Source organism: Mesorhizobium sp. P2_D6 (assembly GCF_056404315.1).
This window is the reverse complement of record NZ_JBFUEG010000035.1, coordinates 1-21413: the sequence shown is the minus strand read 5'-3', so window position 1 is coordinate 21413 and position 21413 is coordinate 1. Positions and strand designations below refer to the sequence as shown.

18 protein-coding genes and 1 tRNA gene are annotated in these 21413 nt (G+C 62.2%); 17 read left to right on the top strand and 2 right to left on the bottom strand.

The features are described 5' to 3' along the window. From AC1D1L_RS32420 to AC1D1L_RS32360, 13 genes are all read left to right on the top strand, one after another. On the top strand, window positions 1–248 hold a 248-nt coding region (locus AC1D1L_RS32420), incomplete at its 5' end, for an EF-Tu C-terminal domain-related protein (RefSeq protein WP_461435615.1). Between the two features lie 158 nt (window positions 249–406). Beyond that, on the top strand, window positions 407–2062 hold the full coding sequence (locus tag AC1D1L_RS32415) for a COG3904 family protein (RefSeq protein ID WP_477345559.1): 1656 nt from the start codon (window positions 407–409) through the stop codon (window positions 2060–2062). Between the two features lie 98 nt (window positions 2063–2160). Continuing rightward, window positions 2161–2643, top strand: a complete 483-nt coding sequence (locus AC1D1L_RS32410; RefSeq protein WP_112566734.1) for a group II truncated hemoglobin — start codon at window positions 2161–2163, stop codon at window positions 2641–2643. A gap of 157 nt (window positions 2644–2800) precedes the next feature. Beyond that, window positions 2801–2876 (top strand) — tRNA-Trp (locus tag AC1D1L_RS32405). Window positions 2877–3243: 367 nt separating this feature from the next. Then, entirely contained in the window at window positions 3244–3447 is a 204-nt protein-coding gene (gene secE / locus AC1D1L_RS32400; RefSeq protein ID WP_023667439.1) for a preprotein translocase subunit SecE, read from the top strand. 27 nt (window positions 3448–3474) lie between these two features. Further along, window positions 3475–4002 (top strand): transcription termination/antitermination protein NusG, encoded by a 528-nt coding sequence (gene nusG, locus AC1D1L_RS32395; protein ID WP_006333333.1) that lies wholly within the window; start codon window positions 3475–3477, stop codon window positions 4000–4002. A gap of 172 nt (window positions 4003–4174) precedes the next feature. Beyond that, on the top strand, window positions 4175–4603 hold the full coding sequence (rplK, locus tag AC1D1L_RS32390) for a 50S ribosomal protein L11 (protein WP_112566731.1): 429 nt from the start codon (window positions 4175–4177) through the stop codon (window positions 4601–4603). Between the two features lie 4 nt (window positions 4604–4607). Next, a complete protein-coding gene (rplA, locus tag AC1D1L_RS32385) occupies window positions 4608–5306 on the top strand; it encodes a 50S ribosomal protein L1 (protein ID WP_112566728.1) in 699 nt (232 codons plus the stop codon). A gap of 393 nt (window positions 5307–5699) precedes the next feature. Further along, entirely contained in the window at window positions 5700–6218 is a 519-nt protein-coding gene (rplJ, locus tag AC1D1L_RS32380; protein WP_112566726.1) for a 50S ribosomal protein L10, read from the top strand. Between the two features lie 54 nt (window positions 6219–6272). Then, window positions 6273–6650 carry a 50S ribosomal protein L7/L12 gene (rplL, locus tag AC1D1L_RS32375; protein ID WP_091586446.1) on the top strand — a complete coding sequence of 126 codons (378 nt, stop codon included), beginning with the start codon at window positions 6273–6275 and terminating at the stop codon, window positions 6648–6650. A gap of 243 nt (window positions 6651–6893) precedes the next feature. Continuing rightward, the gene (rpoB, locus tag AC1D1L_RS32370) at window positions 6894–11030 is read left to right on the top strand and encodes a DNA-directed RNA polymerase subunit beta (protein WP_112566723.1); all 4137 of its coding nucleotides are present in this window, start codon (window positions 6894–6896) and stop codon (window positions 11028–11030) included. 133 nt (window positions 11031–11163) lie between these two features. Beyond that, window positions 11164–15360, top strand: coding sequence for a DNA-directed RNA polymerase subunit beta' (gene rpoC, locus AC1D1L_RS32365; RefSeq protein ID WP_112566740.1), 4197 nt, complete (start codon window positions 11164–11166; stop codon window positions 15358–15360). A gap of 77 nt (window positions 15361–15437) precedes the next feature. Beyond that, window positions 15438–16103, top strand: coding sequence for an O-methyltransferase (locus AC1D1L_RS32360; RefSeq protein WP_477345558.1), 666 nt, complete (start codon window positions 15438–15440; stop codon window positions 16101–16103). A 34-nt stretch (window positions 16104–16137) separates the two neighbouring features. Here AC1D1L_RS32360 and AC1D1L_RS32355 read toward each other — a convergent pair whose 3' ends face one another. Together AC1D1L_RS32355 and AC1D1L_RS32350 are read right to left on the bottom strand one after the other, a co-directional pair. Beyond that, window positions 16138–17073 carry a Gfo/Idh/MocA family protein gene (locus AC1D1L_RS32355; protein ID WP_477345557.1) on the bottom strand — a complete coding sequence of 312 codons (936 nt, stop codon included), beginning with the start codon at window positions 17071–17073 and terminating at the stop codon, window positions 16138–16140. A gap of 115 nt (window positions 17074–17188) precedes the next feature. Further along, window positions 17189–17470 carry a transcriptional regulator gene (locus AC1D1L_RS32350; protein ID WP_112566715.1) on the bottom strand — a complete coding sequence of 94 codons (282 nt, stop codon included), beginning with the start codon at window positions 17468–17470 and terminating at the stop codon, window positions 17189–17191. Window positions 17471–17944: 474 nt separating this feature from the next. Here AC1D1L_RS32350 and rpsL point away from each other — a divergent pair, with 474 nt between their 5' ends. The 4 genes from rpsL to AC1D1L_RS32330 all read left to right on the top strand — a co-directional run. Next, a complete protein-coding gene (gene rpsL, locus AC1D1L_RS32345) occupies window positions 17945–18316 on the top strand; it encodes a 30S ribosomal protein S12 (protein ID WP_006333356.1) in 372 nt (123 codons plus the stop codon). Between the two features lie 64 nt (window positions 18317–18380). Beyond that, entirely contained in the window at window positions 18381–18851 is a 471-nt protein-coding gene (gene rpsG, locus AC1D1L_RS32340; protein WP_008875664.1) for a 30S ribosomal protein S7, read from the top strand. A gap of 30 nt (window positions 18852–18881) precedes the next feature. Next, window positions 18882–20972, top strand: a complete 2091-nt coding sequence (gene fusA, locus AC1D1L_RS32335; RefSeq protein ID WP_112566712.1) for an elongation factor G — start codon at window positions 18882–18884, stop codon at window positions 20970–20972. A 65-nt stretch (window positions 20973–21037) separates the two neighbouring features. Continuing rightward, window positions 21038–21413: GTP-binding protein (locus AC1D1L_RS32330; RefSeq protein WP_140767440.1), on the top strand; the 376-nt coding region annotated here is incomplete at its 3' end.

The following is a 21413-nucleotide window of genomic DNA, read 5'->3' as shown; positions in this document are numbered from 1 at the left end:
CCAAGGACGAAGGTGGCCGTCACACGCCGTTCTTCACCAACTACCGTCCGCAGTTCTATTTCCGCACGACCGACGTGACCGGCATCGTGTCGCTGCCGGAAGGCACGGAAATGGTGATGCCCGGCGACAACATCACGGTCGATGTCGAGCTGATCGTGCCGATCGCCATGGAAGAGAAGCTGCGCTTCGCCATCCGTGAAGGCGGCCGCACCGTCGGTGCCGGCATCGTCGTCACCATCAAAGAATAATCGAGTCCGGCATCCGCCGGATCGACAAGGAAAGGGCGGCCTCAAGGCCGCCCTTTTTCGTTGACTGATGCCCAGATGTGCCTGTTTTGGTGTCCCAATCTCTGTTGCAAGTCTCTGGGCCTATACTAGTATAGGTTGCTATTGAGGGGCTTGGTCGGATGGTTCCACGGCACCGTTTTCAGGGTTGGGCGTGCCGGGCACTGGGGCTGATCTGCCTGGTGTCGCTGGTTGCCATGGGCAATGCCGCCTTCGCGGGCCAGACAGAAAATTCCGAGCCGGACCCGGATTCACCGATGCGGTTCGTCGTCGTGCGCAGCAATGCGCCGGGCTGCGAGCCGACCTGCCCGGAATGGATATCGGCCGAGGGTGCGATATCGGCAAAGTCGCCGGCGCTGCTCAAGGCCGCCCTGAAAACGCTCGGCCGCCGCAAATTGCCAATCGTCGTCAACTCACCCGGCGGCGATGTCGATGCGGCCATCGCCATGGGCCGCATGATCCGCAAGAACAAGCTCGACATCGCGGTCGGCCGGACCTGGTTTGTCGGCTGCGAGCCCGGGGTGAAGAACTGCAAGGAGAACGACGCAAAGGGCTCGCACTATATCGGCAACCCCTATGTGCTCGGCAGCTATTGCGCGTCCGCTTGCCCGATGATGCTGGCCGGCGGCACCAGGCGCCTGGTCGGGCCGCTGGCCTATCTCGGCGTCCACCAGATCACGACCACGGTCGTGCAAATGAACGTGCAATATGAAGTCCGCTATCGCGTCGTGAAAGGCAAGAAGCGGGTCATCAGCAAGAAGGTCGTCAGCCGCAAGAATGCCGGCAGCTACAAGACCTACGAAATGAGCAAGAAGGTCGAGCGCAAGCTGGCCACCTATTTCAAGGAGATGGGTGTCGACCTCAGTGTGGTCGAAACGATGAAGAGCACGCCGGCCAGCGACATCCAGCAGATCGACCTTAGCGACATGCTGACAATGAAGCTGGTCACCAGCGAAGACTCTGTGAGTTTGCTCACCAATGCGAGCCTGTGCACGCTGGAGCCATTGGCCTCGAATTGCCGGGAAATACCGGCCAACAAGCCAGCCGGCGGCCAACCGGCCGTGGCAAAGGTAGCGCCGCCGGTGAAGCCCCAGAACGCACAGCTCGATGACGGCATGCGCTTTGTCGTGGTTCGCGGCAGCAATCCGCTCTGCAATCCCGACTGTCCGGAGTGGATTGCGGCGCAAGGCGCGATTACGCCTCAGACGCCGCAGAAGCTCAGCCAATTGCTCGCCACACTTGGCAACCGACGGCTGCCGGTGGTGATCAGCTCGCGCGGCGGTGACCTCTCCGGCGCCCTGGCGGCGGGACGGATCATCCATGAAAACAAGCTCGACGTTGCCGTTGCCCGCACCGATTTCGTCGGCTGCGACCCGGCAGAGTGGAGTTGCCTGGCCAGGGACGGCGCCTATGCCGGACTGAGCGTCGACGGGGAAGGCGACTGCGATTCGGCGTGCGCGCTCATGCTGGCCGGTGGCGCCAGACGGCTTGTCGGCTCCCAGGCGCGACTCAGCCTTTATCTGATGGGGCAGAAACAGACGGTCAAAGCTTATCTCGACGAGATGGCCATAAGTCCGGCTCTGTTCACGGCGCTTCAGGGCAGTTCGGTCGAGCGTCAGCTCGAACCTGACATGATGCTGAAGGTCGGGCTTACGACCGGGCGCCAGTCGGTGGATGCGCTGACGGGGTCCAGCATCTGCAAGTCGGCGCCGAAACCTGAGAATTGCCGTGTGGTGGCGTCGTCCAACGCGCAGGCCGAAGCGCCCGCCAAATTGTAGAGGGTGGCGGCTTCACGAACTCGCCATCGGGGCAGGTTGAGTGAGGCTCGATTTTTCCGCTATCGTCGCCAGGCGCCGGGGCTGGCGGAGGATCGAAAATGAGCCAGGATATCCCGACACTCTACGAATGGGCCGGCGGCATCGAGGCACTCAACCGGTTGACGCAGACTTTCTATGACAGCGTGGCGCGCGACCGGGTCGTCGGCCCGGTGTTCAAGCACATGTCGCCTGATCATCCGGCTCATGTCGCGGCTTTCATCGGAGAGGTCTTCGGCGGCCCCAAAACCTATAGCGAAAAGCATGGCGGCCATCGCGAGATGGTCATGCATCATCTGGGCAAGCATCTCACAGAAGAACAGCGCCGGCGTTGGATCAGCCTGCTTGCCGATGCCGCCGATGCGGTCGGGCTGCCGGACGATCCCGAATTCCGCTCCGCCTTCATGGGCTATGTCGAGTGGGGATCGCGGCTGGCCAAGATGAACTCCACTCTCGGCGAGACCTGCGACCCGGAGACCGAACCGATGCCGGCCTGGGGCTGGGGTGTGCCGGGCGGGCCGTACAAGCCGCCGGCCGGGGGGTGAGCGTCGGCAAGCGGCCTCAGACGAAAAAAACGCGATCGACAGGGAAGACCTGGCGGCTACCTGGCCGGATTTCCGGCGAAGGATATGAAAGCGCGTCAGACCACTCTTTACAGCGCGCCCGGAAGCTTTTAGGAAGCGCCTGCGCCGAAACGCGCGTACGGGCATAGCTCAGTTGGTAGAGCGGCGGTCTCCAAAACCGCAGGTCGTAGGTTCGAGCCCTGCTGCCCGTGCCATTTTCTCAAATGACGATTCACGAACGAACTCGACCCCGTGCCCCGCATTGAAAAATGGCAGGTGGCTTGCCATATCAGGGAAACTGAGGCATAAGACCCCCATAGCCGGGACGGGACGACTGGATGGTTCCGAGGCGGCGTTTGGTCATAAAGCGGACACTTGCCACTTGCGTGGATCAAGAATCGGTTTTATGTAGACACAACAGACACGCGACGCGTGGAGCTGGGAAGCCGGCTTTACGCGTCCGATTTGCATGGGCGAAATGGTTGCGCTGAATCGGCGCCGACTTGAAACCCAGGCGGCACGTCCCGGCCAGCGGGATCATCCAGGAGACCCGGCCAACGGGTCTTGAAGACAGAGCGGCATATGGCTTCGAAAACCACAAATCCTTTCGTCTTTCTCCAGCAGGTCCGCGCGGAGACCGCCAAGGTGACTTGGCCGTCGCGCCGGGAGACGATGATCTCGACGGTGATGGTGCTCGTATTTGCGGTCATCGCGATGATCTTTTTCTTCACCGCCGACGTGGCCATGGGCTACGCGATCGAGCGGTTATTGAGCCTCGGCCATTAAGTCCGGCGATTACGGAGAAGTCTTGAAATGACCGCGCGGTGGTACATCGTCCACGCCTATTCGAACTTTGAAAAAAAGGTCGCCGAGGACATTGAGAACAAGGCCAAGCAGAAGGGCCTGTCCGCCGATATCGAGCAGATCGTGGTGCCGACCGAGAAGGTCGTCGAGATCCGCCGCGGCCGCAAGGTCGATGCCGAGCGCAAGTTCTTTCCGGGCTATGTGCTGCTGAAGGCCAACCTGACCGACGCGGTGTTTTCGCTGGTCAAGAATACGCCGAAGGTTACCGGTTTCCTCGGTGACTCCAAGCCGGTGCCGATCACGGAAGCCGAGGCGCAGCGGATTCTGAACCAGGTCCAGGAAGGCGTCGAGCGGCCCAAGCCCTCGGTCACCTTCGAGATCGGCGAGGCGATCCGCGTTTCGGACGGTCCGTTCGCGTCGTTCAACGGTTTCGTCCAGGAAGTGGACGAGGAGCGGGCGCGGCTCAAGGTGGAAGTTTCGATCTTCGGGCGCGCCGTGCCCGTCGATCTGGAATTCGGACAGGTCGAAAAGGGCTGATCCGAAAACCCCCATGCCGGTTCGCCGGCAGGGGAGGCGGCGCGAAAACGCGCGGCCATGAACGGGTGGGAGGCGAATGTGGCTTTAGCCGGCCGCGCGAACCGCACCACCAGACTGCAACCGCCGGCATTCCCAGATAGTGGGGCCGGCATGAGACAAAGGCAGGAAAGAGATGGCTAAGAAAATTGCAGGCCAGCTCAAGCTCCAGGTTGCCGCGGGCTCGGCTACGCCGTCGCCCCCGATCGGCCCGGCGCTTGGTCAGCGCGGCATCAACATCATGGAGTTCTGCAAGGCGTTCAACGCGCAGACCCAGGAAATGGAAAAGGGATCGCCGATTCCGGTCGTCATCACCTACTACCAGGACAAGTCGTTCACCTTCGTCATGAAGACGCCGCCGGTGAGCTACTTCCTGAAGAAGGCTGCGAACCTGAAGTCGGGCTCCAAGGAGCCGGGCAAGGTCAAGGTCGGCACGATCGGCCGCGACAAGGTGCGCGCCATCGCCGAGCAGAAGATGAAGGATCTGAACGCAAACGACGTCGAAGCGGCCATGCGCATGGTCGAGGGCTCCGCCCGTTCGATGGGTCTGGAAGTGGTGGGCTGAGATCATGGCAAAACTTGCAAAGCGTGTATCGAAGACCCGCGAAGGCATCGACCCCAACAAGGCTTATGCCCTGGGTGAAGCGCTGAAGCTGCTCAAGGATCGTTCGACGGTGAAGTTCGACGAGACCATCGAAGTCGCGATGAACCTCGGCGTCGACCCGCGTCACGCGGACCAGATGGTGCGCGGCGTGGTCAACCTGCCGAACGGCACCGGCCGCTCGGTCCGTGTCGCCGTGTTCGCACGTGGCGACAAGGCTGAGGAAGCCAAGGCCGCTGGCGCCGACATCGTCGGTGCCGAGGATCTGGTCGAGATCGTCCAGAAGGGCACGATCGACTTCGATCGCTGCATCGCCACACCGGACATGATGCCGCTGGTCGGCCGTCTGGGCAAGGTGCTCGGCCCGCGCGGCATGATGCCGAACCCGAAGGTCGGCACCGTCACCACCGACGTCGCAGCCGCCGTCAAGGCATCGAAGGGCGGCGCTGTCGAGTTCCGCGTCGAGAAGGCCGGCATCGTCCAGGCCGGCGTCGGCAAGGTCTCGTTCGACGTCAAGGCGCTGGAAGAAAACATCCGCGCCTTCGCCGATGCGGTGACCAAGGCAAAGCCGGCTGGCGCCAAGGGCAACTACGTCAAGAAGGTGTCGGTCACCTCGACGATGGGTCCGGGCCTCAAGCTCGACGTCTCGACGCTCGCAGCGTCCTGATACGAAACATCTGGATCGGCCGCTAAAGCGCTGATCCGCAAGTGAATTCCGGGCCTCCGACTTGTCGGCGGCCCGGTACCGGAAGCCGAGAGGTTTCCGGACATCCTGTCCGAGATTGCAGGCGGCCCAGAAGCCTTAATTGAATTGGGCCTGCATGAGACGGGTGAAAACCTGACAACGGAGCGACTGCTCCAATGAAAGGTTCGAACCGTGTTTGCCTTTTGTCTGCGCATCGCCGGCTTGCCGTCGATGTGGCGAAAGGGGGCAGGATCCTCGAGCGTCGTTCGGGAGATCCGTTACTGGATGGCCCGGCCGGCAAAAAGGCAACCCGACGCCTGTCCTCTAAATGGGAATGTTCCTATTGATGGGGCAGGGGTCAACTGGAGATAGGCAGTGGACAGAGCGGAAAAACGCGAACTCGTCACGGGCCTGAATGGTGCTTTTGCAGGCGCTGGTTCAGTCGTCGTGGCCCACTACGCCGGTATCACCGTCGCGCAAATGAACGACCTTCGGTCGAAAATGCGCGCTGCCGGTGGCACCGTCAAAGTCGCGAAGAACCGTCTCGCCAAAATCGCTCTTCAGGGCACGGACTCCGCATCGATCATCGACCTGTTCAAGGGACAGACGCTGATCGCTTATTCGGAGGATCCGATTGCGGCGCCGAAGGTCGCGTCCGATTTCGCCAAGGGAAATGACAAGTTGGTCATTCTCGGCGGCGCAATGGGCACCACCTCGCTCAACGCCGACGGTGTGAAGGCACTCGCCACACTTCCGTCGCTCGATGAGCTGCGCGCCAAGCTGGTTGGCATGATCGCCACGCCGGCAACCCGGATCGCCCAGATCGTCAATGCGCCAGCGGCTTCGGTCGCGCGCGTCATCGGCGCTTACGCCCGGAAGGACGAGGCGGCATGAGGCCGTTCCTCGCTATCACAAACACACGTTCGAACCTGATGAAGGAATACAACAATGGCTGATCTGGCAAAGATCGTAGACGACCTTTCGAAGCTGACCGTCCTCGAGGCGGCCGAGCTGTCGAAGCTTCTTGAAGAAAAGTGGGGCGTTTCGGCTGCTGCTCCGGTGGCGGTTGCCGCTGCTGGCGGCGGTGCCGCTGCTGCTGCTCCGGCCGAGGAAAAGACGGAATTCGACGTCGTCCTCACCGAGGCAGGCGCTCAGAAGATCAACGTCATCAAGGAAGTCCGCGCCATCACCGGGCTGGGCCTCAAGGAAGCCAAGGATCTGGTCGAAGCAGCTCCGAAGCCGGTCAAGGAAGGCGTTTCCAAGGCTGACGCTGAGAAGTTCAAGGCCCAGCTGGAAGCAGCCGGCGCCAAGGTCGACCTGAAGTAAGCGTAAAGCGGCGGGCGGCCTCGCGCCGTCCGCCACTCCCTGGTGTCAAGGGAGAACGCGTAGCGCGAGATGTACGGGGAACCTCTTTCCTGAGGGCCGAAACCGGCCTTCAGGAAACGGGTTTTCTCCCGTTTTAGCCGGCAGCCTGCCGGAGAAACAGACAGAGGGCCGCTGCCCAGGCGGCTCAGTATGCAAGGCGAGCCGCGGCGAGGCTCGTCCCGAGTTTAGAGCTAAGGAGCGACGATGGCCCAGACCCAGACTTTCAATGGCCGCAGACGCGTACGCAAGTTCTTCGGAAAGATCCCGGAAGTTGCGGAGATGCCGAACCTGATCGAGGTTCAAAAGGCATCCTATGACCAGTTCCTGATGGTGGACGAGCCCAAGGGCGGCCGTCCGGACGAAGGGCTGCAGGCTGTTTTCAAGTCGGTCTTCCCGATCTCCGATTTTTCCGGCTCCTCGATGCTGGAGTTCGTGAAATACGAGTTCGAAGGACCGAAATTCGACGTTGACGAATGCCGTCAGCGCGACCTGACCTATGCCGCGCCGCTGAAGGTGACGCTGCGCCTCATCGTGTTCGATATCGACGAGGATACCGGCGCCAAGTCGATCAAGGACATCAAGGAGCAGGACGTCTACATGGGCGACATGCCGCTCATGACCTTGAACGGCACCTTCATCGTCAATGGCACCGAGCGTGTCATCGTCTCGCAGATGCACCGTTCGCCGGGCGTCTTCTTCGACCATGACAAGGGCAAGTCGCACTCGTCGGGCAAGCTTTTGTTTGCCGCGCGCGTCATCCCCTATCGCGGTTCGTGGCTCGACATCGAGTTCGATTCCAAGGACGTCGTGCACGCCCGCATCGACCGCCGCCGCAAGATTCCGGTGACGTCGCTGTTGATGGCGCTTGGCATGGACGGCGAAGAGATCCTGTCGACCTTCTACAACAAGATCACCTACAAGCGCGCGGGCGACCACTGGCGCATTCCGTTCAACGTCGAGCGTTTCCGCGGCCTCAAGGCTGTCGGCGACCTGGTCGATGCCGACACCGGCGAGATCGTCGTCGAGCAGGGCAAGAAGATCACCGCCCGCCAGGCAAGGGCGCTTGGCGAAAAGGGTCTGAAGGCGATCAAGGCGACCGATGAGGATCTGCTCGGCAATTACCTGGCCGAAGACATCGTCAATTACGGCACCGGCGAGATCTTCCTCGAAGCCGGTGACGAGATCGACGAGAAGACGCTGAAGGTGCTGCTCGGCACCGGCGAGCAGGAAATCAAGGTTCTCGACATCGACCACGTCAATGTCGGCGCCTACATCCGCAACACGCTCAACGTCGACAAGAACGAGAGCCGCCAGGACGCGCTGTTCGATATCTATCGTGTCATGCGCCCGGGCGAGCCGCCGACGCTGGAAACCGCCGAAGCCATGTTCAACTCGCTGTTCTTCGACAGCGAGCGCTACGATCTGTCGGCCGTCGGCCGCGTCAAGATGAACATGCGCCTTGAACTCAAGGCCGAGGACACCGTGCGCGTGCTGCGCAAGGACGACATCCTGGCCGTGGTCAAGACGCTGGTCGAACTGCGCGACGGCAAGGGCGAGATCGACGACATCGACAATCTCGGCAACCGCCGCGTGCGTTCTGTCGGCGAGCTGATGGAGAACCAGTACCGCGTCGGCCTGCTGCGCATGGAGCGCGCGATCAAGGAACGTATGTCCTCGATCGAGATCGACACGGTGATGCCGCAGGACCTGATCAACGCCAAGCCGGCGGCTGCCGCCGTGCGCGAGTTCTTCGGTTCCTCGCAGCTGTCGCAGTTCATGGACCAGACCAACCCGCTGTCGGAGATCACCCACAAGCGCCGCCTGTCAGCGCTTGGACCGGGCGGTCTGACCCGCGAGCGTGCCGGCTTCGAAGTGCGCGACGTGCACCCGACGCATTACGGCCGCATCTGCCCGATCGAGACGCCGGAAGGCCCGAATATCGGTCTGATCAACTCGCTGGCGACCTTCGCGCGCGTCAACAAGTACGGTTTCATCGAGAGCCCGTACCGCAAGATCGTCAACGGCAAGCTGACCAATGAGGTCGTCTATCTCTCCGCTATGGAAGAGTCCAAGCACCACGTTGCGCAGGCCAATGCCGAGCTCGACAAGAACGGTGGTTTCGTCGACGAATTCGTCATTTGCCGCAGCGCCGGCGAAGTGATGATGGCGCCGCGCGAAAACGTCGATCTGATGGACGTGTCGCCGAAGCAGATGGTGTCTGTGGCCGCGGCGCTGATCCCGTTCCTCGAGAACGACGACGCCAACCGCGCGCTGATGGGTTCCAACATGCAGCGTCAGGCCGTGCCGCTGGTGCGCGCCGAAGCGCCGTTCGTCGGCACCGGCATGGAGCCGATCGTTGCCCGTGACTCGGGCGCTGCCATCGGCGCCCGCCGCGGCGGCATCGTCGACCAGGTGGACGCGACGCGTATCGTTATCCGCGCCACGGAAGATCTCGATCCCGGCAAGTCGGGCGTCGACATCTACCGGCTGATGAAGTTCCAGCGTTCGAACCAGAACACCTGCATCAACCAGCGTCCGCTGGTGCGCATGGGCGACCGCGTCAACAAGGGCGACATCATCGCTGACGGTCCGTCGACCGAGCTCGGCGATCTGGCGCTCGGCCGCAACGTGCTGGTCGCGTTCATGCCGTGGAACGGCTACAACTACGAGGACTCGATCCTGCTCTCCGAGCGCATCGTGGCCGACGACGTCTTCACCTCGATCCACATCGAGGAGTTCGAAGTCATGGCCCGCGACACCAAGCTCGGACCGGAGGAAATCACGCGCGACATTCCGAACGTTTCGGAAGAAGCGCTGAAGAACCTCGACGAGGCCGGCATCGTCTACATCGGTGCGGAAGTGCAGCCGGGCGACATCCTGGTCGGCAAGATCACGCCGAAGGGCGAAAGCCCGATGACGCCGGAAGAAAAGCTCCTGCGCGCCATCTTCGGTGAAAAGGCGTCCGACGTTCGCGACACCTCGATGCGCATGCCTCCGGGCACTTTCGGCACCGTTGTCGAAGTGCGCGTGTTCAACCGTCACGGCGTCGAAAAGGACGAGCGCGCCATGGCAATCGAACGCGAGGAGATCGAACGCCTCGCCAAGGACCGCGACGACGAGCAGGCGATCCTCGACCGCAACGTCTATTCGCGCCTTTCCGACGTCCTCGTCGGCAAGGAAGCGATTGCGGGACCGAAGGGCTTCAAGAAGGGCTCGAAGCTGTCGAAGGACACGCTGGACGAGTATCCGCGTTCGCAGTGGTGGCAGTTTGCGGTGGAGAACGAAAAGCTCCAGAGCGAACTGGAAGCCCTGCGTGGCCAGTACGACGACTCCAAGAAGGCGCTCGAGCAGCGCTTCATGGACAAGGTCGAGAAGGTGCAGCGCGGCGACGAAATGCCTCCGGGCGTCATGAAGATGGTCAAGGTCTTCGTGGCCGTGAAGCGCAAGATGCAGCCGGGCGACAAGATGGCCGGCCGTCACGGCAACAAGGGTGTCGTGTCGCGCATCGTTCCGGTCGAGGACATGCCTTTCCTCGAGGACGGCACGCATGCCGATATCGTGCTCAACCCGCTGGGTGTGCCGAGCCGTATGAATGTCGGCCAGATCCTGGAAACGCATCTGGGCTGGGCATGTGCGGGCATGGGCAAGAAGATCGGCGAGCTGATCGACGCGTACAAGACGGCTGGAGACATCAAGCCGCTGCGCAAGACGCTCGAGAGCTTCATCCCTGCCAACGACCGCAACGAGCCGGTCCGCGAGTATGACGACGAGAGCATCGTTCGCCTCAGCGAACAGATGCGCCGCGGCGTCTCCATCGCGACACCGGTGTTCGACGGCGCGCATGAGGTCGACATCAACATCATGCTGGAGCAGGCGGGCCTGCACACCAGCGGTCAGTCGCAGCTCTATGACGGACGCACCGGCGAGCCGTTCGATCGCAAGGTGACGATGGGCTATATCTATATGCTCAAGCTTCACCACCTGGTGGACGACAAGATCCACGCGCGTTCGATCGGTCCGTACTCGCTCGTTACCCAGCAGCCGCTGGGCGGCAAGGCGCAGTTCGGCGGCCAGCGCTTCGGCGAAATGGAGGTCTGGGCGCTGGAAGCCTACGGCGCCGCCTACACGCTGCAGGAAATGCTGACGGTGAAGTCGGACGACGTGGCCGGCCGCACCAAGGTCTACGAGGCGATCGTGCGCGGCGACGACACGTTCGAAGCCGGCATTCCGGAAAGCTTCAACGTGCTCGTCAAGGAAATGCGGTCTCTCGGCCTCAATGTCGAGCTGGAGAACACCAAGCTTGACGACAACCCTGTCCGGCTGCCTGACGCAGCCGAGTAAAAGCAAGACATCCGGTCGCGGGAGCCCGCGGCCGGATGCACCAAATTCTACGGCCGGTGGGCCGACCACTCAGCGGGCATTTGGCCCGCGTTAGATGCAAGGGGTTTTCGAGGACCCCGAAAAGGAGAACGGCATGAACCAAGAGGTCATGAATCTCTTCAATCCGCAGGCGCCGGCGCAGGTGTTCGATTCCATCCGGATATCGCTCGCCAGCCCTGAGAAGATTCTGTCCTGGTCGTTCGGCGAGATCAAGAAGCCGGAGACCATCAACTACCGCACCTTCAAGCCGGAGCGTGACGGTCTGTTCTGCGCGCGCATTTTTGGCCCGATCAAGGACTATGAATGCCTGTGCGGCAAGTACAAGCGCATGAAGTACAAGGGCGTCATCTGCGAGAAGTGCGGCGTCGAAGTCACGCTGTCGCGCGTTCGCCGCGAGCGCATGGGCCATATCGAGCTGGCAGCACCGGTCGCTCACATCTGGTTCCTGAAGTCGCTGCCGTCGCGCATCGGCACGCTGCTCGACATGACGCTCAAGGATATCGAGCGCGTCCTCTACTTCGAGAACTACATCGTCACCGAGCCTGGCCTCACCGCGCTGAAGGAGCACCAGCTGCTCAGCGAGGAAGAGTACATGATCGCCGTCGACGAGTATGGCGAGGATTCCTTCACCGCGATGATCGGCGCCGAGGCCATTCATGACCTTCTGGCCGGCATGGACCTGGAGAAGATCGCCGGCGACCTGCGTTCTGAACTGGCTTCGACCACGTCCGAGCTGAAGCAGAAGAAGTATCTGAAGCGGCTCAAGGTGGTCGAGAACTTCATGGAATCCGGCAACCGTCCGGAATGGATGATCATGAAGGTGGTTCCGGTGATCCCGCCGGACCTGCGCCCGCTCGTCCCGCTGGACGGCGGCCGTTTCGCGACGTCCGACCTGAACGACCTCTATCGCCGCGTCATCAACCGCAACAACCGCCTGAAGCGGCTGATCGAGCTGCGCGCGCCCGGCATCATCGTGCGCAATGAAAAGCGCATGCTGCAGGAAGCCGTCGACGCACTGTTCGACAACGGCCGCCGCGGCCGCGTCATCACCGGCGCCAACAAGCGTCCGCTGAAGTCGCTGTCCGACATGTTGAAGGGCAAGCAGGGCCGGTTCCGCCAGAACCTGCTCGGCAAGCGCGTCGACTATTCGGGCCGTTCGGTCATCGTCACCGGCCCGGAGCTCAAGCTGCACCAGTGCGGCCTGCCCAAGAAGATGGCGCTCGAACTGTTCAAGCCCTTCATCTACGCCCGCCTCGACGCCAAGGGTTTCTCCTCGACCGTCAAGCAGGCCAAGAAGCTGGTCGAGAAGGAGCGTCCGGAAGTCTGGGATATCCTCGACGAGGTCATCCGCGAGCATCCGGTGCTGTTGAACCGCGCGCCGACGCTGCACCGCCTGGGCATCCAGGCGTTCGAGCCGATCCTGATCGAAGGCAAGGCGATCCAGCTGCATCCGCTGGTCTGCACGGCCTTCAACGCCGACTTCGACGGCGATCAGATGGCCGTTCACGTGCCGCTGTCGCTCGAGGCTCAGCTTGAAGCCCGCGTGCTGATGATGTCGACCAACAACATCCTGCATCCGGCTTCCGGCGCGCCGATCATCGTGCCGTCGCAGGACATGGTTCTGGGTCTCTACTATCTCTCGATCGTCAATCAGAACGAGCCGGGCGAAGGCATGGTGTTTGCCGACATGGGCGAGCTCCAGCATGCGCTCGAGACCAAGGCTGTCACCCTGCACGCCAAGATCAAGGGCCGTTTCCGTTCGGTCGACGCCGAAGGCAAGGTCGTGTCGAAGATCTACGACACCACGCCTGGCCGCATGATCATCGGCGAACTGCTGCCGAAGAACGTCAACGTGCCTTACGAGACCGCCAACCAGGAGATGACCAAGAAGAACATCTCCAAGATGATCGACACCGTCTACCGCCATTGCGGTCAGAAGGAGACGGTCATTTTCTGCGACCGCATCATGGCGCTTGGCTTCGGCCATGCCTGCCGCGCCGGCATTTCGTTCGGCAAGGACGACATGCTGATCCCGGACGCCAAGATCAAGCTGGTCTCCGACACCGAGGCTTTGGCCAAGGAATACGAGCAGCAGTACAATGACGGTCTGATCACGCAGGGCGAGAAGTACAACAAGGTCGTCGACGCCTGGGCCAAGTGCTCGGAAAAGGTCGCTGACGAAATGATGGCCCGCATCAAGGCGGTCGAGTTCGAGGACAATGGCCGTCAGAAGCCGATGAACTCGATCTACATGATGTCGCATTCGGGTGCGCGCGGTTCGCCCACCCAGATGCGCCAGCTCGCCGGCATGCGTGGCCTGATGGCCAAGCCGTCGGGTGAAATCATCGAGACGCCGATCATCTCGAACTTCAAGGAAGGCCTGACCGTGCTCGAGTACTTCAACTCGACCCACGGCGCCCGCAAGGGTCTGGCCGACACCGCCTTGAAGACGGCGAACTCGGGTTACCTCACCCGTCGTCTGGTCGACGTGGCGCAGGACTGCATCGTCAACTCCGTGGATTGCGGCACCGACAAGGGCCTCACCATGCAGCCGATCGTCGATGCCGGTCAGGTCGTTGCTTCGGTCGGCCAGCGCGTGCTGGGCCGTACCGCGCTCGACGACATCAACCATCCGGTGTCGGGCGAGGTTCTGGTCAAGGCCGGAACACTGATGGACGAGCGTGACGTTGAGCAGATCGAAAAGGCCGGCGTCCAGTCGGTCCGCATCCGTTCGGCACTGACCTGCGAAGTCAGGGTCGGCGTCTGCGCGGTCTGCTACGGACGCGATCTGGCCCGCGGCACCCCGGTCAACCAGGGCGAAGCCGTCGGCGTCATCGCGGCGCAGTCGATCGGCGAGCCGGGCACCCAGCTCACCATGCGTACCTTCCACATGGGCGGTACGGCGCAGGTGGTGGATAGTTCGTTCCTTGAAGCCTCGTATGAGGGCAAGGTCGAGATCCGCAACCGCAACGTGGTGCGCAACTCGGACGGCCAGCAGATGGTCATGGGCCGCAACATGGCGGTGCTGATCCTCGATGAGGCCGGCAAGGAACGCGCCACGCACCGCGTCACCTATGGTTCGCGCATCTTCGTGGACGATGGCGACAAGGTGAAGCGCGGCCAGCGTATCGCCGAGTGGGATCCCTATACCCGCCCGGTCCTCACCGAAATCGAGGGCAAGGTGGCGTATGAGGATCTGGTCGACGGCATTTCCGTTCAGGAAACGGCCGACGAGTCGACCGGTATCACCAAGCGTGAGGTCATCGACTGGCGCTCGACGCCGCGCGGCAACGACCTCAAGCCGGCAATCGCCATCCTGGACGGCAAGGGCAAGGTCGGCAAGCTGTCGAAGGGCGGCGACGCCCGCTTCCTGCTCTCGGTCGAGGCCATTCTCTCGGTCGAGCCGGGTTCGCAGGTTCGCCCCGGTGACGTGCTGGCGCGTATCCCGATGGAAAGCGCCAAGACCAAGGACATCACCGGCGGTCTGCCGCGTGTTGCCGAATTGTTCGAGGCACGCCGTCCGAAGGATCACGCCATCATCGCCGAGATCGATGGCACGATCCGCTTCGGCCGCGACTACAAGAACAAGCGCCGCATCATCATCGAGCCGCATGACTCGACGCTTGAGCCGGTCGAATACCTGATCCCGAAGGGCAAGCCGTTCCATCTCCAGGACGGCGACGTCATCGAGAAGGGCGACTACATCCTCGACGGCAATCCGGCGCCGCACGACATCCTGGCGATCAAGGGCGTGGAGGCACTTGCTTCCTACCTCGTGAACGAAATCCAGGAAGTCTACCGCCTGCAGGGCGTGTCGATCAACGACAAGCACATCGAGGTGATCGTTCGCCAGATGCTGCAGAAGGTCGAGATCACCACGCAGGGCGACTCGACCTACATTCCGGGCGATCACGTGGACGTGATCGAACTGGAAGAGGTCAACGAGCGCCTGATCGAGGACGGCAAGAAGCCGGCCGAAGGCCAGCCGGTGCTGCTCGGCATCACCAAGGCGTCGCTGCAGACGCCGTCCTTCATCTCGGCCGCCTCCTTCCAGGAGACGACCAGGGTGCTGACGGAAGCTGCGGTTGCCGGCAAGACCGACATGCTGCAGGGCCTGAAGGAAAACGTTATTGTCGGCCGGCTGATCCCGGCCGGTACCGGCGGCACGATGAGCCAGATCCGGCGCATCGCCACCTCGCGCGACGAGCTGATCATCGACGAGCGCCGCAAGGCCTCCGGTGTCGAAGTCGCCGATCCGATGCTGACCGACATGGTCAACGCCGCGCAGTAAGTGCGGTCGGACGAGAGGAAGGAAAGGGGCCCAAGTGGCCCCTTTTCGCGTTTTGGCCTTACGAACGAGGAAGCACCATGAGCAACAAGACCTGGACGGCTGTCGACGACTACATTGTCTCCTCCCTTTTCGAAGCGGATCCCGTGCTTGACGCGGTGATCGCAACCAATCGCAAACAGGGCCTGCCGGCGATCGACGTGTCGGCGGCCCAAGGCAAGCTGCTGTCGCTTCTGGTGCGCATCAGCAGTGCCAGGAAGGTGCTGGAGATCGGCACGCTTGGCGGCTACTCGACCATCTGGATGGCAAGGGGGCTGCCGGCCGACGGCAAGGTCGTGACGCTTGAACTCGATCCACACCACGCAAAGGTCGCGCGCTCGAATTTCGAGCGGGCAGGGGTGTCGGACAAGGTGGACCTGCGCGTCGGCCCGGCGCTGCAGTCGCTCGCAACGCTTGGCAGCGAGAATGCCGGTCCGTTCGACCTGATCTTCATCGACGCCGACAAGCCGAACAACCCGAACTATCTGTCATGGGCGATGCGGCTGTCACGGCCGGGATCGGTCATCATCTGCGACAACGTCGTCCGTGACGGTACGGTGCTTAACGACGATGGCCGTGACGCCTATGTTGAAGGCGCACGCGCCGCGTTCTCCTTCATCGGCGGCGAGAAGCGCCTGGACGGCACCGCCATCCAGACCGTCGGCGCCAAAGGCTATGACGGATTTGCCATCGCTGTCGTCGAGTGAAGTGGCCGGGCTAGGGTCCGGCCGAGCTCACCGCTCAGTCGAAGAACGCTTCCACCACATTGCGCTTGCCGAGCATGAAGGCGTCGGCGACGTGCTGGAGGGGCGCCAGGTCGACATCGGAGACGCCGGCGCGCACGATCTCGGCGAAGCGCCGGTAGAGCTGGGGATATTCGGCCTCCGGCTCGTCATGGACCACCTTGCCATCGACGGCGAGCCTGGTGCCGCCGCCGGACAGCACCATCTTGCCTTTGTCGGTGTCTGCCAGGATGTCCCAGCTCTGCGGGCCGGTCTGCAGCCAGTCGAGTTCCATCGTCACCGGCAACCCATCGGAGGTGCGGAAATTGACATGGGCGGCAACCGGAGAGGCGCGGTTTTCGGGAAAGTCGAGTACCGCCGAGGTGATGAACATTGCCGGCAGGATGTGTGTCACGATCGACAGCGCGTTGATGCCGGGATCGAAAACACCGAAACCGCCCGGCGCCCAGATCCAGTCCTGGTTCGGGTGCCAGCGGCGGACATCCTCCTTCCAGACGATTGCCGCCGAGCTGATTTTGGCTGAGCTCAGAAATTCCCGCGCGGCCTCCACCGCCGGCGCGTAGCGCGAATGCCAGCTGGCGAACAGCGTAACCCCATTGGCTTGCGCCAGCCGCTTCAGATCCTCGACCTCGCTGACGGTGGCGCCCGGCGGCTTTTCGAGGAAGACATGCTTTTTCGCGATCAGTGCCGTGCGCGCAGCGTCGTAGCGATACTGCGGTGGCATGCACAGCGATACGGCCTCGAGTTCGGGCACCGCGTCGAGCATCGCCTCGATGGTCGGGAAGTTCGGGATATCATCGACCTTGCCGTGCCGGCTGGCGGCGGCAATCAGGCGGTAATCCCCATCTTTGGCCACCGCCGGCAGATGCTGGTCGCGCACGATCTTGCCCACGCCGACGATGCCGAGCTTGATGGGACCATTGTTGGAGGACATGGGGACTCCGCAGATTGGAATTTGGGCTGTTCTTAAGTTGCCTGGTTCTTAGCAGAGAACCGGTGCCGGGCAAGCCGGCGCGGTGACAAGTGCGAGCCGAACCCGATTCTCAGGCTTACAGCGGGACCTCGAACGTCACGATCGATACTTCGCCTTCCAGTGCGCCCTGGAAGGCCGACAGATGCGGCTCATCGTCGGGCTCGCCCTCCATGTCGCCGATCTGATCGAGTTCGGCCTCGGCATAGCCTTCGGCGGCGAGCGATTCGAGGGCACGGCGCACGGCCGAATCGTCGTCGGGGGCAACCAGCATCACATGGACGCCTTCCGGCTTGCCGCCCTTCTTTTTCCAGACGCGGCCGGTGATGATGGTTACCGGGCGCTCCTCATTGTCGTTCACGGGCTGATTCCTCTTGAGATTCGGGCGGGCAAGGGGTTTGGGGCTGTCCATGGCGCCTTTTGCCACGAAGCGGCGGTGCAGGACAGCCACAAGCCGGTCACTTTCTTCCTTCCCCTTGCAAACTTAAGAAAGAAAATTACATGCGTTTTTCGCATGGCTGCCAAGCCTTCGTCAGCGCGCAATATTTGGCGTGCCGGGGTTGACGGTTCACGGTCTTGCGAGTAGAAGCCGCCCAGTCAGAACCGATGTGAGGCTCTCCCTTCCGAAGCGACACGCTTTGGAGTTTGCCTCAAACAGGGTTCGTTTTACGAGCGAAAAGACATTTCCGGCGCGCATGAGGCGGTTTCCGCTTCCTCTGCATTTTGTTCGGGCAGGACCGCGAGGCGCGGTTTATGGCCCGAATTTGCGTATGGAATTGACGCTTTGAGCGGCCCTGACCGGGCGAGACACGGAATTGAGAGACAAGAGGGTTTAATGCCTACCGTCAACCAGCTGATCCGCAAGCCGCGCATTGCGCCGGTGAAGCGCAACAAGGTCCCGGCCATGCAGCAGAACCCGCAGAAGCGGGGCGTCTGCACGCGCGTCTACACGACGACGCCGAAGAAGCCGAACTCGGCACTGCGCAAGGTGGCCAAGATCCGCCTGACCAACGGCTTTGAAGTGATCGGCTACATCCCCGGCGAAGGTCACAACCTTCAGGAACACTCCGTGGTCATGATCCGCGGCGGTCGCGTCAAGGATCTTCCGGGCGTGCGCTACCACATCATCCGCGGCGTGCTCGACACGCAGGGCGTGAAGAACCGCAAGCAGCGCCGTTCGAAATACGGTGCGAAGCGTCCGAAGTAAGGTTTTCCGGCTTCGGCGCTTTTTTTGACAGCGCCGGGCTATGAGAGATTGAGAGACAAAAGCCATGTCCCGTCGTCACAGTGCAGAAAAGCGTGAGATCAATCCGGATCCGAAGTTCGGCGATCTGATCGTTACCAAGTTCATGAACGCCGTCATGTATGACGGCAAGAAATCGGTCGCCGAGACCATCGTCTACGGCGCGCTCGACCAGGTTCAGTCGAAGACCAAGCAGGAGCCGGTCACCGTCTTCCATCAGGCGCTCGACAATGTCGCGCCGCATGTGGAAGTCCGGTCGCGTCGCGTCGGCGGCGCCACCTACCAGGTTCCGGTCGATGTGCGCCCCGAGCGCCGTCAGGCCCTGGCGATCCGTTGGCTGATTGCAGCCGCGCGCAACCGCAACGAGACCACGATGGTCGACCGCCTCTCCGGCGAGCTGATGGACGCGGCCAACAACCGCGGCACGGCCGTGAAGAAGCGTGAAGACACCCATAAGATGGCAGAAGCCAACCGCGCATTCGCGCACTACCGCTGGTAAAGCGCGAACGAGACTGAGAAGGCATCCACGATGGCCCGCGAATATAAAATCGAAGACTACCGCAATTTCGGTATCATGGCGCATATCGACGCCGGCAAGACGACGACCACCGAGCGCGTCCTCTATTACACGGGCAAGTCGCACAAGATCGGCGAAGTGCACGACGGCGCTGCCACCATGGACTGGATGGAGCAGGAGCAGGAACGCGGCATCACCATCACCTCCGCCGCCACCACGACCTTCTGGAAGGGCCGTGACGGCAAGATGTACCGCTTCAACATCATCGACACCCCCGGACACGTCGACTTCACCATCGAAGTCGAGCGTTCGCTGCGCGTGCTCGACGGCGCCATCGCGCTGCTCGACGCCAACGCCGGTGTCGAGCCGCAGACCGAGACTGTCTGGCGTCAGGCCGACAAGTATCGCGTTCCGCGCATGATCTTCTGCAACAAGATGGACAAGATCGGTGCCGACTTCTACCGCTCGGTCGAGATGATCGGTTCGCGCCTCGGTGCGCATGCCGTCGTCATGCAGCTGCCGATCGGCGCCGAGACCGAGTTCAAGGGTGTCGTCGACCTCGTCGAGATGAACGCGCTGGTCTGGCGCGACGAGACGCTGGGCGCTGCCTGGGACGTCGTCGAGATCCCGGCCGACCTCAAGGCTAGAGCCGAGGAATTCCGCGAGAAGATGATCGAAGCCGCCGTCGAAATGGACGAGACGGCGCTTGAAAATTACCTCGAAGGCAAGATGCCGTCGAATGACGAGATCCGCGCGCTGATCCGCAAGGGTACCATCGCGGTCAAGTTCTTCCCGATGTTCTGTGGCTCGGCTTTCAAGAACAAGGGCGTGCAGCCGCTGCTCGACGCCGTGGTCGAATATCTGCCGTCGCCGGCCGATGTTCCTGCCATCAAGGGTGTCGACGCCAAGACCGACGCCGAGATCGAGCGTCATGCGGACGACAACGAGCCGCTGTCGATGCTGGCCTTCAAGATCATGAACGACCCGTTCGTCGGCTCGCTGACCTTTGCTCGCATCTATTCGGGCAAGCTGACCAAGGGCGTCTCGCTCGACAACACCGTCAAGGGCAAGAAAGAGCGCATCGGCCGCATGCTGCAGATGCATGCGAATTCGCGCGCCGACGTCGAAGAGGCTTTTGCCGGCGACATCGTCGCCCTGGCTGGCCTGAAAGACACGACCACCGGCGATACGCTCAGCGATCCGCTGCACCCGGTCATCCTCGAGCGCATGGAATTCCCCGATCCGGTCATCCAGATCGCCATCGAGCCGAAGACCAAGAACGATCAGGAGAAGATGGGCCTCGCCCTTCACCGCCTGGCCGCCGAGGATCCGTCCTTCCGCGTCAAGACCGACGAGGAAAGCGGCCAGACCATCATCTCGGGCATGGGTGAGCTTCACCTCGACATCATCGTCGACCGCATGCGTCGCGAGTTCAAGGTCGAGGCCAATGTCGGCGCGCCGCAGGTGGCCTATCGCGAGACGATCACCCGCAAGCACGAGCAGGACTACACGCACAAGAAGCAGACCGGCGGCACCGGTCAGTTCGCTCGTGTCAAGCTGCTGTTCGAGCCGAATCCGGAGAGCTCGGAGTTCGAGTTCGAATCGAAGATCGTCGGCGGTGCGGTTCCGAAGGAATACATCCCGGGTGTCGAAAAGGGCATCAACAGCGTCATGACGTCGGGCCCGTTCGCCGGCTTCCCGATGATCGGCGTCAAGGCGACGCTCATCGACGGCGCTTACCACGATGTCGACTCCTCGGTGCTCGCCTTCGAAATCGCCGGCCGCGCCTGCTTCCGTGAAGCTGCGCCCAAGCTTGGCGTGCAGCTGCTCGAGCCGATCATGAAGGTCGAAGTCGTGACGCCGGAAGACTATGTCGGCAGCGTCATCGGCGACCTGAACGGCCGTCGTGGCCAGATCCAGGGCCAGGAAGCGCGTGGCGTGGCTGTCGTGATCAACGCGATGGTGCCGCTGGCCAACATGTTCAAGTACGTCGACAACCTGCGCTCGATGAGCCAGGGCCGTGCGGCCTACACGATGCAGTTCGATCACTACGAGCCTGTGCCGACCGCGGTCGCCCAGGAAGTCCAGAAGAAATACGCGTAACCCCAGCGGGTTGCAGCAGTAACTTAATTCAAGGCCCGTACGGGCGAGCAGATTGGAGACATCACATGGCAAAAGGTAAATTCGAGCGCACTAAGCCTCATGTGAACATCGGCACGATTGGTCACGTTGACCATGGCAAGACGTCGCTGACGGCGGCGATCACGAAGTATTTTGGCGAATACAAGCGCTACGACCAGATCGATGCGGCGCCCGAAGAGAAGGCCCGCGGCATCACCATCTCGACGGCTCACGTCGAATACGAGACAGCCAACCGCCACTACGCCCACGTCGACTGCCCCGGACACGCCGACTATGTGAAGAACATGATCACCGGCGCCGCGCAGATGGACGGCGCGATCCTGGTGGTTTCGGCTGCAGACGGCCCGATGCCGCAGACCCGCGAGCACATTCTGCTTGCCCGTCAGGTCGGCGTGCCGTCGA

Excerpts from the sequence above, each read along its gene's own strand:
- AC1D1L_RS32415 (WP_477345559.1), top strand. The coding sequence starts at position 407 with ATGGTTCCACGGCACCGTTTTCAGGGTTGGGCGTGCCGGGCACTGGGG.
- AC1D1L_RS32410 (WP_112566734.1), top strand. The coding sequence starts at position 2,161 with ATGAGCCAGGATATCCCGACACTCTACGAATGGGCCGGCGGCATCGAG.
- secE (WP_023667439.1), top strand. The coding sequence starts at position 3,244 with ATGGCTTCGAAAACCACAAATCCTTTCGTCTTTCTCCAGCAGGTCCGC.
- nusG (WP_006333333.1), top strand. The coding sequence starts at position 3,475 with ATGACCGCGCGGTGGTACATCGTCCACGCCTATTCGAACTTTGAAAAA.
- rplK (WP_112566731.1), top strand. The coding sequence starts at position 4,175 with ATGGCTAAGAAAATTGCAGGCCAGCTCAAGCTCCAGGTTGCCGCGGGC.
- rplA (WP_112566728.1), top strand. The coding sequence starts at position 4,608 with ATGGCAAAACTTGCAAAGCGTGTATCGAAGACCCGCGAAGGCATCGAC.
- rplL (WP_091586446.1), top strand. The coding sequence starts at position 6,273 with ATGGCTGATCTGGCAAAGATCGTAGACGACCTTTCGAAGCTGACCGTC.
- rpoB (WP_112566723.1), top strand. The coding sequence starts at position 6,894 with ATGGCCCAGACCCAGACTTTCAATGGCCGCAGACGCGTACGCAAGTTC.
- rpoC (WP_112566740.1), top strand. The coding sequence starts at position 11,164 with ATGAACCAAGAGGTCATGAATCTCTTCAATCCGCAGGCGCCGGCGCAG.
- AC1D1L_RS32360 (WP_477345558.1), top strand. The coding sequence starts at position 15,438 with ATGAGCAACAAGACCTGGACGGCTGTCGACGACTACATTGTCTCCTCC.
- AC1D1L_RS32355 (WP_477345557.1), bottom strand. The coding sequence starts at position 17,073 with ATGTCCTCCAACAATGGTCCCATCAAGCTCGGCATCGTCGGCGTGGGC.
- rpsL (WP_006333356.1), top strand. The coding sequence starts at position 17,945 with ATGCCTACCGTCAACCAGCTGATCCGCAAGCCGCGCATTGCGCCGGTG.
- rpsG (WP_008875664.1), top strand. The coding sequence starts at position 18,381 with ATGTCCCGTCGTCACAGTGCAGAAAAGCGTGAGATCAATCCGGATCCG.
- fusA (WP_112566712.1), top strand. The coding sequence starts at position 18,882 with ATGGCCCGCGAATATAAAATCGAAGACTACCGCAATTTCGGTATCATG.